The 12,537-nt window shown below is 56.6% G+C and carries 12 protein-coding genes and 1 tRNA gene; 8 read left to right on the forward strand and 5 right to left on the reverse strand.

Annotated elements, in window-relative coordinates:
• The first annotated feature begins 6 nt into the window (after positions 1 to 6).
• Genes P346_RS13540 through yejF form a run of 3 tightly spaced genes read left to right on the forward strand, consistent with a single transcriptional unit; the run spans position 7 to position 3,717 of the window.
• Complete coding sequence (locus tag P346_RS13540) at positions 7 to 1,101, forward strand: microcin C ABC transporter permease YejB (protein WP_029740961.1); 1,095 nt, start codon at positions 7 to 9, stop codon at positions 1,099 to 1,101.
• Positions 1,101 to 2,126, forward strand: coding sequence for an ABC transporter permease (locus tag P346_RS13535; RefSeq protein ID WP_023312492.1), 1,026 nt, complete (start codon positions 1,101 to 1,103; stop codon positions 2,124 to 2,126). Before P346_RS13540 ends, P346_RS13535 begins: the two co-directional genes overlap by 1 nt.
• Position 2,127: 1 nt before the next feature.
• Positions 2,128 to 3,717 carry a microcin C ABC transporter ATP-binding protein YejF gene (yejF, locus tag P346_RS13530; RefSeq protein ID WP_032659002.1) on the forward strand — a complete coding sequence of 530 codons (1,590 nt, stop codon included), beginning with the start codon at positions 2,128 to 2,130 and terminating at the stop codon, positions 3,715 to 3,717.
• A 3-nt stretch (positions 3,718 to 3,720) separates the two neighbouring features.
• Here the strand turns inward: yejF and P346_RS13525 are convergent, their stop codons facing one another.
• The 3 genes from P346_RS13525 to rsuA form a co-directional block, all read right to left on the reverse strand.
• Entirely contained in the window at positions 3,721 to 4,065 is a 345-nt protein-coding gene (locus tag P346_RS13525) for a YejG family protein (RefSeq protein WP_008500952.1), read from the reverse strand.
• A gap of 279 nt (positions 4,066 to 4,344) precedes the next feature.
• A complete protein-coding gene (locus P346_RS13520; protein ID WP_008500953.1) occupies positions 4,345 to 5,541 on the reverse strand; it encodes a Bcr/CflA family multidrug efflux MFS transporter in 1,197 nt (398 codons plus the stop codon).
• Positions 5,542 to 5,556: 15 nt separating this feature from the next.
• Positions 5,557 to 6,264 (reverse strand): 16S rRNA pseudouridine(516) synthase RsuA, encoded by a 708-nt coding sequence (gene rsuA, locus P346_RS13515; RefSeq protein ID WP_032659004.1) that lies wholly within the window; start codon positions 6,262 to 6,264, stop codon positions 5,557 to 5,559.
• Between the two features lie 152 nt (positions 6,265 to 6,416).
• Here rsuA and P346_RS13510 point away from each other — a divergent pair, with 152 nt between their 5' ends.
• Together P346_RS13510 and rplY are read left to right on the forward strand one after the other, a co-directional pair.
• Positions 6,417 to 8,177, forward strand: coding sequence for a DEAD/DEAH box helicase (locus tag P346_RS13510; RefSeq protein WP_032659007.1), 1,761 nt, complete (start codon positions 6,417 to 6,419; stop codon positions 8,175 to 8,177).
• Between the two features lie 125 nt (positions 8,178 to 8,302).
• Entirely contained in the window at positions 8,303 to 8,587 is a 285-nt protein-coding gene (rplY, locus tag P346_RS13505; protein WP_023312497.1) for a 50S ribosomal protein L25, read from the forward strand.
• Between the two features lie 51 nt (positions 8,588 to 8,638).
• Here the strand turns inward: rplY and yejK are convergent, their stop codons facing one another.
• Entirely contained in the window at positions 8,639 to 9,646 is a 1,008-nt protein-coding gene (yejK, locus tag P346_RS13500) for a nucleoid-associated protein YejK (RefSeq protein ID WP_008500957.1), read from the reverse strand.
• Positions 9,647 to 9,780: 134 nt separating this feature from the next.
• Between yejK and P346_RS13495 the strand changes: the two genes are divergently transcribed.
• From P346_RS13495 to P346_RS13485, 3 genes are all read left to right on the forward strand, one after another.
• Positions 9,781 to 10,008: a YejL family protein gene (locus P346_RS13495; RefSeq protein ID WP_008500958.1), complete on the forward strand. Its 228-nt coding sequence runs from the start codon at positions 9,781 to 9,783 to the stop codon at positions 10,006 to 10,008.
• Between the two features lie 19 nt (positions 10,009 to 10,027).
• Entirely contained in the window at positions 10,028 to 11,788 is a 1,761-nt protein-coding gene (gene yejM / locus P346_RS13490) for an LPS biosynthesis-modulating metalloenzyme YejM (RefSeq protein ID WP_032659008.1), read from the forward strand.
• Between the two features lie 72 nt (positions 11,789 to 11,860).
• Positions 11,861 to 11,937 (forward strand) — tRNA-Pro (locus tag P346_RS13485).
• Positions 11,938 to 12,033: 96 nt separating this feature from the next.
• Here P346_RS13485 and P346_RS22420 read toward each other — a convergent pair.
• Positions 12,034 to 12,450, reverse strand: coding sequence for a HumD family translesion DNA polymerase (locus P346_RS22420; RefSeq protein ID WP_274518168.1), 417 nt, complete (start codon positions 12,448 to 12,450; stop codon positions 12,034 to 12,036).
• Positions 12,451 to 12,537 lie beyond the last annotated feature (87 nt).

The following is a 12,537-nucleotide window of genomic DNA, read 5'->3' on the forward strand; positions in this document are numbered from 1 at the left end:
ATCATCATGGGTGCGTATCTTATCCGTCGTCTCCTGCTGGTCATCCCCACCCTGTGGGCCATCATCACGATTAACTTTTTTATCGTGCAAATCGCCCCCGGCGGCCCGGTCGATCAGGCAATTGCCGCCATTGAATTTGGCAACAGCGGCGGCATGCCAGGCGGCGGCGGTGAAGGGATGGGCGCGAGCCATGCGCGAACCGGCGTAGGGAATATCAGCGAAAGCCATTATCGCGGCGGACGCGGGCTGGATCCGGAAGTGATCGCCGAGATCACCCACCGCTACGGCTTTGACAAACCGATTCACGAACGCTATTTCAAGATGCTCTGGGATTACATCCGATTTGATTTTGGCGACAGCCTGTTTCGCAGTGCCTCAGTGCTAACGTTGATCAAGCAAAGCCTGCCGGTTTCAATAACGCTGGGGCTGTGGGGAACGCTGATCATCTATCTGGTCTCTATACCGCTCGGGATCCGTAAAGCGGTCTACAACGGCAGCCGGTTTGATATCTGGAGCAGCACGTTCATCATCATCGGCTACGCCATCCCGGCGTTTCTGTTTGCCGTCCTGCTGATTGTCTTTTTTGCCGGGGGAAGTTATTTCGACCTCTTCCCGCTGCGGGGGCTGGTCTCCGCCGATTTCAGCTCCCTGCCGTGGTATCAGAAAATCACCGACTATCTCTGGCATATCACGCTGCCGGTGCTGGCCACGGTCATCGGCGGGTTTGCGGCCCTGACCATGTTGACCAAAAACGCCTTTCTCGATGAAATTCGTAAACAGTACGTTGTCACGGCCCGCGCTAAGGGCGTGAGCGAGAAGCAGATCATGTGGAAACACGTGTTCCGCAACGCCATGCTGCTGGTGATCGCCGGATTTCCGGCCACGTTCATCGGCATGTTTTTTACCGGCTCGCTACTGATAGAGGTGATGTTCTCGCTCAACGGCCTGGGGCTGCTGGGCTATGAAGCTACCGTGTCGCGCGACTATCCGGTGATGTTTGGCACACTCTATATTTTCACCCTGATTGGCCTGCTGCTGAATATCATCAGTGATATCAGCTATACGCTGGTCGATCCCAGAATCGATTTTGAGGGCCGCTGATGCCGCGTTTAAGCCCCGTCAACCAGGCCCGCTGGGCCCGCTTTCGCCACAACCGCCGCGGCTACTGGTCGCTGTGGATTTTTGCCGTGCTGTTTGCCTTAAGCATGTGTTCGGAGCTGATCGCCAACGACAAGCCGTTGCTGGTGCATTTTAACGACCGCTGGTACGTGCCGGTTATCGCCAACTACAGCGAAAGCGATTTCGGCGGCCCGTTTGCAACACCGGCGGAGTATCAGGATCCGTGGCTTCGCCAGCAGATCGAACAGCACGGCTGGGCGCTCTGGGCGCCGGTGCGCTTTGGCGCAAACAGCATTAACTTCGCCACCACGACGCCGTTCCCTTCCCCGCCCTCCGCGCAAAACTGGCTGGGAACGGATGCTAACGGCGGCGACGTGCTGGCGCGCATCCTGTACGGCACGCGAATCTCGCTTCTCTTTGGGCTGATGCTGACGATCTTCTCAAGCGTAATGGGCGTCGTGGCGGGCGCCGTTCAGGGCTACTACGGCGGGAAAATTGATCTGTGGGGCCAGCGGGTGATTGAAGTGTGGTCAGGCATGCCAACGCTGTTTCTGATCATCCTGCTTTCCAGTGTGGTGCAGCCCGGCTTCTGGTGGCTGTTGGGCATCACCGTCCTGTTCGGCTGGATGGCGCTGGTGGGCGTGGTGCGGGCGGAGTTCCTGCGTACCCGTAATTTCGACTACATTCGCGCCGCGCAGGCGCTTGGCGTTAGCGACCGGGGGATTATCTTCCGCCACATGCTGCCCAACGCGGTAGTGGCAACGCTCACCTTCCTGCCGTTTATTCTTTGCAGCTCGATCACCACCCTCACCTCGCTGGATTTTCTTGGTTTCGGGCTACCGCTGGGTTCCCCGTCGCTCGGCGAACTGCTGCTGCAGGGCAAAAACAACCTGCAGGCACCGTGGTTAGGTATCGCCGCCTTTCTTTCCGTGGCCGTGCTGCTGTCGCTGCTGATTTTTATTGGCGAAGCCGTGCGCGATGCCTTCGATCCGAACAAGGCGGTATAAAATGACCCAGCCTCTTCTGAGTATTGATAACCTGTCGATTGCTTTTTCAACGCAGGGCGAGACGCGCACCGTGGTCACCGACCTGTCGCTGCAGATCCAGCCCGGTGAAACGCTGGCCCTGGTGGGCGAGTCGGGTTCAGGCAAGAGCGTTTCAGCACTCTCTATCCTGCGGCTGCTGCCTTCTCCGCCGGTGAGCTACCCGCAGGGAGATATTCTGTTTCACGGCAGCTCGCTGCTGCATGCCGACGAACATACACTGCGCGGCATTCGCGGCAACAAAATCGCCATGATCTTCCAGGAGCCCATGGTTTCCCTCAACCCGCTGCACAGCCTGGAGAAACAGCTCTATGAAGTGCTCTCCCTGCACCGGGGGATGCGCAAAGAGGCCGCGCGGGGAGAAATTCTGGACTGTCTGGAACGAACGGGCATACGCAACGCGGCCAAACGGCTGAATGATTTTCCGCACCAGCTCTCCGGCGGCGAACGCCAGCGCGTGATGATTGCCATGGCCCTGCTCACGCGTCCCGAGCTGTTGATTGCCGACGAGCCTACAACGGCGCTGGACGTGACGGTACAGGCGCAAATATTGACGCTGCTGCGGGAACTGCGTGACGAGCTGAACATGAGCCTGCTGTTTATCACGCATAACCTGAGCATTGTGAGAAAGCTGGCCGACAGCGTCGCGGTGATGCAAAACGGACGGTGCGTTGAGCAGAATAGCGCGCCCACGCTGCTGAGCGCGCCGCAGCACCCCTATACGCAGCGTTTGCTCGACAGCGAACCCTCCGGCGACCCGGTTCCCCTCAAGGCTGACAGCACACCGCTGCTGCGCGTTGAGGATCTGTCCGTCTCGTTCCCGATCCGCAAAGGTATTCTGCGGCGCATCGTCGACCAGAATCCGGTGCTGAAAAACATCCGCTTCTCGCTTCGCCCGGGAGAATCCCTGGGGCTGGTGGGCGAATCCGGTTCGGGTAAGAGCACCACCGGTCTGGCGCTGCTGCGCTTAATTGCCTCCCAGGGCGAGATCCTCTTTGACGATATGCCGCTGCACCGCTGGAATCGCCGTCAGATGCTGCCCGTGCGGCCCCGCATGCAGGTGGTGTTTCAGGATCCCAACTCCTCGCTTAACCCACGGCTCAGCGTGTTACAGATTATCGAGGAGGGTCTGCGCGTGCATCAGCCCGGCCTGAGCGCTCAGCAGCGAGAGCAGGAGGTTATGCGGGTGATGGCCGAAGTGGGCTTAGATGCCGGGACCCGCCACCGCTATCCGGCTGAATTCTCCGGCGGGCAGCGCCAGCGTATCGCCATTGCCCGCGCGCTGATCCTGAAACCGGAGCTGATTATTCTGGATGAACCGACGTCGTCGCTGGACAGAACCGTTCAGGCGCAGATCCTGGCCCTGCTGAAAGGGCTTCAGGAAAAGCACCGGCTGGCCTATATCTTTATCAGCCACGATCTTCAGGTGGTGCGGGCGTTATGCCATCAGGTGATTGTGTTGCGACAGGGAGAAGTGGTCGAGCAGGGTGAGTGCCAGCGCGTATTTAGCGCGCCAACGCAGCGCTACACGCGCCAGCTGTTGTCGGCAGACTAGCGGTCAGAACGGGTACTGGCCGGAGAAAGGCTCCGCGATGGCAACGCCAAAATTCTTCAGACGGCAGGTGGCGGCAAACTCGTCCTGGCTTTTCACAAACAGGCACGGCTCACCTTCACACTCCAGCACGGAGCTGTCCACTTCGATATCCGTCAGGGCCTGACTGAGACGCTCCATCACCCGCCACGCATTTTCGTCGCTCGGGCTCAACAGCTTGAGCGCGACCAGGCAGTTTTCACAGCCCGCGACGTTTTGCGGAATCGGTTCAACTTTCGAACCTGCAAAACCCGCCGACCAGCGATAGCTCTGGGGCAAGCGATGGACAATGGAGAGTTGTAATGTATTCACGTTCGTTCCCCGGAAGCAAAATTTACTTCACAATTTATTTACATTTATAGTAACACATCATCGCCAGCCTGCACTATTCAGCGCTTTTTTATCCGTTTCCAGGCTCGCGTCGGCGCTATATGTACCCGTTTCTGCGATCTAACTCAACCTTTTTGAATACAATGATGTGACTTTTTACACAAATAGATTTTACATAAAATAAACAAACACGGAATAAACGAACGGGGGTTTGGTTGATATGCATCAACAAAAAAGGCCCTGCCGGGCCTTCTCTGTGTTTTAGTGGGCCGCTTTTCGCGGTCGACTGGCGTAAAGATAGAAGAGTATCGAGCTGGTTGCACAAAACGCCATCGCCCACAGCATGGGCCATGCCGTCGTAAAGGTAGCCATTGAAAGCAACGCGCCAACGATAGCGCCGATGCCGAAGCGGAACGTCCCCGCCAGGGAAGAGGCGGTGCCCGCCATATGCGGAAACTCATCCAGAATCACCGCCATCGCATTAGATGACACCATCGACACGCAGCCGACAAAGGCCGCCACGCCGACCACCAGAGCCCAGAAGCCCACGCCCAGAAACGCGCTCACTACCAGCCAGATAGCCATCACAAACTGGATCCACAGCCCGGCGCGGAACATGTTCAGCGCCCCCACCCGCCGGACAAAACGGCTGTTGATGATGGTCATGATGAACAGGAAGACGATGTTAAGCGCAAAGTAGTAGCCGAAGTGCTGCGGCGAAACGTGGTTCAGCTCGATGTAGACAAACGGCCCGGCGCTCAGGAAGGAGAACATCCCGGCGAAGCTGAACCCGCTTGCCAGCATATAGCTGAGCACGCGCTTGTGGCGAAACAGCGAGGCAAAGTTGCCGATTGTGGTTCGGATGTGGAATTTCTGACGGCGCTCGACGGGAAGCGTTTCATCAATAAAGAAGAAAATCATCGCCGAGGCCAGCAGCGCGGCCAGGGCCAGGATCCAGAAAATCACATGCCAGCTAAACCACACCAGCACCGCACCACCGGCCATCGGGGCCACCAGCGGCGCAATCGTCGTCACCAGCATCACGAACGACATCATGCGGGAGAACTCTTCCTTCGGGTAGATATCGCGCATCAGGGCGTTAATCACCACGCTTGCCGCTGCCGCCGCCAGACCGTGGAAGAAGCGCATGATAATCAGATGATCGATGGTCTGCGCCAGCGCACAGGCCACCGCTGCGGCCGCAAAGACCAGCGTCCCGCCCAGAATAACGGGCTTGCGTCCAAGGCTGTCCGCCATCGGGCCATAAAACAGCTGGCCGAGGGCAAAGCCGAGAATATAGGTGCTGAGCGTCATCTGCGCGCTGCCCGCCGGGACGCCAAACTGCGCGGAAATGACCGGCAGCGCGGGCAGGTACATATCAATAGACAGCGGCATCAGCATGGCCAGCAGGCCAAGAATGAAGACGATTTTGAACGACGAGTGTGGCCTGGTGGTCACAGAGCTCTCCTGAAATTAGTGCGAAGGCAGACCGACGCTGGCGATCTCTTCTTCCGTTAACGGGCGATATTCGCCTGGCGCCAGGTCGGGATCGAGTTCGATCGCACCAATCCGCTCACGATGCAGGCCAACAACGCGGTTACCCACCGCGGCAAACATACGTTTCACCTGATGGTAGCGCCCTTCGCTGATGGTCAGACGGACTTCCGTCGGCGTAATCACCTCAAGCACGGCGGGTTTGGTCAGATCTTTTTCATTATGCAGCTGAACGCCTTTCGTGAATTGCTCTGCCGTGTCATCCGACACCGGCGACTCCAGCGTGACCAGATAGGTTTTCTCGCAGTGGTGACGCGGGGAAGTAATGCGATGCGACCACTGCCCGTCGTCGGTCATCAGCACCAGACCCGTGGTGTCGATGTCGAGGCGGCCTGCGGCGTGCAGCTTGTGCGCCACCGGTTCGTCGAGGAAATAGAGCACCGTCGGGTGATCGGGATCGTCCGTCGAGCAGACGTAGCCTTCCGGCTTATTGAGCATGAAGTAGCGCGGACCGTGCTGCTGGGTCAGCGGATTGCCGTCATACTCCACCTGATGCTCAGGCTGAAGTTTGAAAGCGGTGTCTCTCACAATGTCGCCATCCACGGTAACGCGGCTGGCGCGAATTTCACGCCCGGCAATAGCGCGGCTTACGCCGAGTTGCTGAGCGATAAACTTATCAAGTCGCATGAAATCTTTTTAGCCTTAATGGTGCTGGAAGTCGGACAACAGGTCCGAAAAAAGAAGCAGTCTGGAACGGTTCAGTATAATGGTCTGGTTGCGCCACTCAAGGGAAAAAGTTTCGTGGCATACTATGTGCGGAATAACGAAACCGAGACCCTATGACTTTTACACTTCGTCCCTATCAGCAGGAAGCCGTTGACGCCACCCTCGCCTGGTTCCGTAAACATCGCGAGCCGGCGGCGATTGTGCTCCCGACCGGCGCAGGCAAAAGCCTTGTCATCGCCGAACTGGCGCGTCTGGCGCGCGGTCGCGTGCTGGTGCTGGCGCACGTCAAAGAGCTCGTCGCGCAAAACCACGCCAAGTATTGTGCGCTTGGGCTGGAAGCCGATATTTTCGCCGCCGGGCTGAAGCGCAAAGAGAGCCACGGCAAAGTGGTCTTTGGCAGCGTGCAGTCGGTGGCGCGCAATCTGGACCTGTTTCGCAGCGAATTTTCGCTGCTGATCGTCGACGAGTGTCATCGCATCAGCGATGACGACGACAGCCAGTACCAGCAAATCCTGGCTCACCTGAAAGCGGTGAATCCTCACCTGCGCCTGCTGGGCCTGACGGCGACCCCGTTTCGCCTGGGGAAAGGCTGGATCTATCGCTACCATTATCACGGCATGGTGCGCGGCGATGACAAGGCCCTGTTTAGCGACTGCATTTACGAACTTCCGCTGCGCTACATGATTAAACATGGCTACCTGACGCCGCCTGAACGGCTGGATATGCCGGTGGTGCAGTACGATTTCAGCCGTTTACAGGCGCAGAGCAACGGCTTATTCAGCGAAGCGGATCTCAACCAGGAGCTGAAAAAGCAGAAGCGTATTACGCCGCATATCATCAGCCAGATTGAGGAGTTCGCCGCGACGCGCAAAGGGGTGATGATCTTTGCCGCCACCGTTGAGCACGCGCGTGAAATCACCGGATTACTGCCCGCTGGTGACGCGGCGTTAATCACCGGCGAAACGCCCGGCCCGGAGCGCGATGGCCTGATTGACGCGTTTAAGGCCCAGCAGTTCCGCTATCTGGTAAACGTGTCGGTATTGACCACCGGCTTTGACGCCCCGCACGTCGACCTTATCGCCATTTTGCGCCCGACCGAATCGGTCAGTCTGTATCAGCAGATTGTTGGCCGCGGCCTGCGTCTGGCTCCGGGAAAAACCGACTGCCTGATTCTGGATTATGCCGGTAACCCGCACGATCTCTATACGCCTGAGGTCGGTGCGCCAAAAGGGAAAAGCGACAACGTGCCCGTGCAGGTCTTTTGCCCAGCCTGCGGGTTCGCCAACACCTTCTGGGGAAAAACCACCGCCGACGGTACGCTGATCGAACACTTTGGCCGCCGCTGTCAGGGCTGGTTTGAAGATGATGACGGGCATCGCGAGCAGTGCGATTTCCGTTTCCGCTTTAAAAACTGCCCGCAGTGCAACGCCGAAAACGACATTGCCGCCCGCCGCTGCCGGGAATGCGACACCGTGCTGGTTGACCCGGACGACATGCTGAAAGCGGCGCTAAAGCTGAAAGATGCGCTGGTGCTACGCTGTTCCGGCATGGCGCTGCAGCCCGGCGCCGATGAAAAAGGCGAGTGGTTGAAAATCACCTATTACGATGAAGACGGGGCGGACGTCAGCGAGCGCTTCCGGGTTCAGACGCCTGCCCAGCGAATGGCCTTCGAACAGCTGTTTATCCGCCCGCATACCCGCACGCCGGGCGTGCCCCTGCGCTGGATAACCGTGGCCGATATCGTGCGTCAGCAGGTGTTATTGCGCCATCCGGATTTTGTCGTCGCCCGTAAGAAAGGCCAGTTCTGGCAGGTGCGCGAGAAGCTCTTTGACTACGAAGGTCGCTTCCGTCGCGCCAACGAATTGCGCGGTTAGCGGGACTTTTCATTGATGTGAGGGGCATTTGAGTATAAAATGCCGCCCGCTTCACATCCGTGAGGCAGAACACTCACCTGCTGCTGGGTCGCCTGTAGTAGGGTTTTAAATACAGAGAGAAATCAATGTTCACTATCGAAGCAGAAGTACGTAACGTGCAGGGTAAGGGTGCGAGCCGCCGCCTGCGTAACGCTAACAAGTTCCCGGCTATCGTTTACGGTGGCGAAGCTGCTCCAGTTGCAATCGAACTGGATCACGACAAACTGTGGAACCTGCAGACCAAAGCTGAATTCTACAGCGAAGTTCTGACCATCGTTGTTGGCGGTAAAGAAGAAAAAGTGAAAGTTCAGGCTGTTCAGCGTCACGCGTTCAAGCCAAAACTGACTCACATCGACTTCGTTCGCGCGTAATCGCAAACTCGTCGAAAAAAACCCCGCTTCTGCGGGGTTTTTTTATGGCTGTTATTTCCCGCCCGAGGTGCGGCGCTGAAGCTGATCGCGCAGATTCGGCGGCGTGCCTTTAATGGTCAACGTATCGGTGGCCGGATCCCAGAAGATGCGTTCACCCAGCAACATCGCGTCAAAGTTGATGGTTAACCCACCGCCGCTGCCGGCAAACTTGGTTAACTGACGCAGCGTGCTGCGATCGGCCGGGAAGCTCTCTTCAAGCTCATAGCCCTTTTCTGCGGTAAATTCCTGGAAACTAACTTCGCTGACGCCCGCCAGCTCTTTTGACAAGGACTCCAGCTCAATCTCCTCCCCTGCCTGCAGCTGTTCGTTGCAGTAGCTGTAGACCTGCTGACGCACGGTCTGGCGCTCAGATTTATCGAGCTGCGCTTCAGCCGTGAAGTCGTCAACCGCCTGGAGCAACCCTTTATTCTGCGCTTTGGCGTTGAGACCTTCGCTGGCACCGAGGAAATCCATAAAGAAATCCGCCACTTTGCGGCCCACGCGCCCCTTCAGGAATGTCAGGTAGCGGGTCGACTCCGGGTTGGTTTCCCATTCGGTCAAATCAATACGCGCCACGATATCCGCATGGTTGATATCCAGATAATGCGTTGAGCTGATATCCAGCTGCTCGTTCACGCGCATGCTGCTTAAGTTATTCAGCACGGTAACCAGCAGATACTCTACAGCCAGGTAGCGGTAGTGGCAGAACAGCACGATCCCGCCGTCGGCGAACGGATATTTCGCCAGCTCATCGCGCAGACGCCCGGTTGCGGCACGGCTAAACGCCAGGAAATCCTCTTCGCCCTGACGCTGCAGGCGCAGGCTATCAGCCAGTTCACTCTCTTCGCTGAACAGGCCATAGGCTTTATTTTTGGCGCTGTAGACGCGATGCAGCTCTGCCATCATCTCCACCACGGTCGCCGTAGGTTCCAGTAACGAATCGCGCAGCACCACTTCAAGGGTTTGCTCATCACGCTTGATAAGCTGGTGCAAGGCAATCTGGTTGATTTCCAGACTCATGATAAACTCTCCTTTTAGACCGGGCGGTATTCAACCACCACCAGGACATGTGTGCAACAACAGATAAAAAAGGGGAAAAAAAGCTGTTGCTACGGTAATATGTTGCCCTTTCATCAACAAACTGATTTTGATTTATGCCACAACATTCCCGCTACAGTGATGAACACGTTGAACAACTGCTCAGTGAGCTGGTCAACGTACTGGAAAAACATAAAACGCCGACCGATCTCTCCCTGATGGTTTTGGGGAATATGGTCACCAACCTGATTAACACCAGCGTTGCTCCGGCTCAGCGTCAGGCGATCGCAAAATCGTTCGCCCAGGCTTTACAGTCGTCCGTCAGCAACGACCCGGCCCATTAAGGGATACGAACAACAGTTTATGGTGACGAATCGTCAGCGCTACCGTGAAAAAGTCTCCCAGATGGTCAGCTGGGGGCACTGGTTTGCCCTGTTCAACATTCTGCTGGCGACGGTCATTGGCTGTCGTTATCTGTTTGTCGCAGACTGGCCAACAACGCTAACCGGGCGTATCTACTCCTGGATGAGCGTTGTGGGTCACTTTAGCTTTTTGGTTTTCGCCACCTATCTGCTGATCCTGTTCCCCTTGACGTTTATCGTCATGTCGCAGCGTCTGATGCGGTTCTTGTCCGTCATCCTTGCGACGGTGGGGATGACGCTGCTGCTTATCGACAGTGAAGTGTTCACCCGCTTCCACCTGCACCTCAACCCGATCGTCTGGGAACTGGTGATTAACCCCGACCAGAACGAAACGGCCCGTGACTGGCAACTGATGTTTATCAGCGTCCCGGTGATCCTGCTGATTGAGATGCTGTTCGCTACCTGGAGCTGGCAAAAGCTCCGCAGCCTGACCCGGCGACGCCATTATGCGAAGCCCGTCGCCGCGCTCTTTTTCGTCTCATTTATCAGTTCGCACATCATGTATATCTGGGCGGATGCGAACTTCTATCGCCCTATTACCATGCAGCGCGCGAACCTGCCGCTCTCGTACCCGATGACGGCCCGTCGCTTCCTCGAGAAACACGGCCTGCTTGATGCGCAGGAGTACCAGCGCCGTCTTATCGAGCAGGGTAACCCGGAAGCCGTCAGCGTTCAGTATCCTCTGAGCGACCTGAACTACCGCGATATGGGGCGCGGGCAAAACGTCCTGCTGATCACCGTCGATGGCCTGAACTATTCCCGTTTCGAGAAGCAGATGCCGGCGCTGGCCGCTTTCGCGAGTCAAAACGTTTCGTTTACTCAGCATATGAGCTCCGGTAACTCCGCCGATGCGGGCATCTTTGGCCTCTTCTATGGCATTTCAGCCGGCTACATGGACGGCGTGCTGTCTACCCGCACGCCTGCGGCGCTGATCACCGGGCTGAATCAGCAAGGCTATCAGTTAGGGTTGTTCTCCTCAGATGGCTTTAACAGCCCGCTCTACCGTCAGGCGCTGCTGTCCGATTTCTCACTGCCGACGGCGCAAAAACAGTCCGATGCGCAGACCGCCAGCCAGTGGATAAACTGGCTGCAGCGCTACGCCCAGGAAGATAACCGCTGGTTCTCATGGGTTGCCTTTAACGGCACAACGCTTGCTGACAGCAATAAGAGTGACTTTGCGCGCCGCTACGGTCGCGCGGCTGGCGATGTTGATACGCAGATAGGCCGCGTGCTTGACGCGCTTCGCGAGTCGGGCAAGCTGGACAACACCGTGGTGATCGTGACCGCGGGTCATGGAATCCCGCTAGGTGACGAGACGAAGAGTATGAGCTGGTCTCGCCCGAATCTGCAGGTTCCGCTGGTGATCCACTGGCCTGGCACCCCGGCGCAGCGCATCAATATGCTCACCGAGCATAAAGATGTGATGACTACCCTGATGCAACGCCTGCTGCACGTCAGCACGCCAGCAAACGAGTATTCGCAGGGGCAGGATCTCTTCAGCGCCGCGCGCCGCCACAGCTGGGTGACGGCTGCGGGGAATAATACGCTGGTGGTGACCACGCCGAAGCTGACGCTGGTGCTGAACAGCAACGGGAATTATCAGACGTACAATCTGCAGGGTGAACGGTTGAAAGACCAGAAACCGCAGCTGAGCCTGCTGCTGCAGGTTCTGACGGATGAGAAACGGTTTATCGCTAACTGATTAATAATAAACCAGTTAGCGACGGATTCCCTTGCATTCAAAACGGAATCGAGTAGTATTCTTTTTATGCGTCGGCACGTAGCGCAGCCTGGTAGCGCACCGTCATGGGGTGTCGGGGGTCGGAGGTTCAAATCCTCTCGTGCCGACCAAAATTATTATCAAAACCAGCCTCTTATGGCTGGTTTTTTGTTGGCTTAAAATTACGATGGCGTAACTATGGTGAAATAATGGTTAAACAGTCCATTTTATATCACTGGTGAATCATCAAATTCACCCGAGCGAGCATCATTGATGCTGTAGGTGATCACCCCAAACACCGGCCGCGATGTATCAGATGCTTCTTCCTTCAACGGTAACGGCTCCCTCCTCCCATTTTCGGGGTTTTCCAGATAAGGCTGCGGATGTGTTCTGTAGCGCATGATTCTGAACTCTCCATCAACAGCGCAGACAAGCAGAGAACCATCTTTTGGTGTCAGTGATGAATCGACGATAAGCATGGCACCCTTAATGATTCCGGCGCGTAGATATGTCGTGCCTGATATCATCATGTACGTGGCTGATGGATGAACAATAAGACGCTTATCGAGTGATAGACGTTCTTCAACGTAGTCTGCTGCTGGCGATGGGAATCCCATATTGCACCTCCGATATATACTGTACATGCATACAGTATTACCAATCAGAGATATCGATCAAGTCGATTTTGCAAACTGAATGATCAGATTCCTCTTAACTGTTAAAATCACTCG

Source organism: Enterobacter sp. DC1, assembly GCF_000568075.1.
Lineage (GTDB): Bacteria > Pseudomonadota > Gammaproteobacteria > Enterobacterales > Enterobacteriaceae > Enterobacter > Enterobacter asburiae.

What these genes read in the sequence shown, in the direction of transcription:
- P346_RS22420 (WP_274518168.1), bottom strand. Translation starts at nt 12,450, where the DNA reads ATGTACAGTATATATCGGAGGTGCAATATGGGATTCCCATCGCCAGCA.
- rplY (WP_023312497.1), top strand. Translation starts at nt 8,303, where the DNA reads ATGTTCACTATCGAAGCAGAAGTACGTAACGTGCAGGGTAAGGGTGCG.
- yejM (WP_032659008.1), top strand. Translation starts at nt 10,028, where the DNA reads ATGGTGACGAATCGTCAGCGCTACCGTGAAAAAGTCTCCCAGATGGTC.
- P346_RS13495 (WP_008500958.1), top strand. Translation starts at nt 9,781, where the DNA reads ATGCCACAACATTCCCGCTACAGTGATGAACACGTTGAACAACTGCTC.
- P346_RS13535 (WP_023312492.1), top strand. Translation starts at nt 1,101, where the DNA reads ATGCCGCGTTTAAGCCCCGTCAACCAGGCCCGCTGGGCCCGCTTTCGC.
- yejF (WP_032659002.1), top strand. Translation starts at nt 2,128, where the DNA reads ATGACCCAGCCTCTTCTGAGTATTGATAACCTGTCGATTGCTTTTTCA.
- P346_RS13540 (WP_029740961.1), top strand. Translation starts at nt 7, where the DNA reads ATGGGTGCGTATCTTATCCGTCGTCTCCTGCTGGTCATCCCCACCCTG.
- P346_RS13510 (WP_032659007.1), top strand. Translation starts at nt 6,417, where the DNA reads ATGACTTTTACACTTCGTCCCTATCAGCAGGAAGCCGTTGACGCCACC.
- yejK (WP_008500957.1), bottom strand. Translation starts at nt 9,646, where the DNA reads ATGAGTCTGGAAATCAACCAGATTGCCTTGCACCAGCTTATCAAGCGT.
- rsuA (WP_032659004.1), bottom strand. Translation starts at nt 6,264, where the DNA reads ATGCGACTTGATAAGTTTATCGCTCAGCAACTCGGCGTAAGCCGCGCT.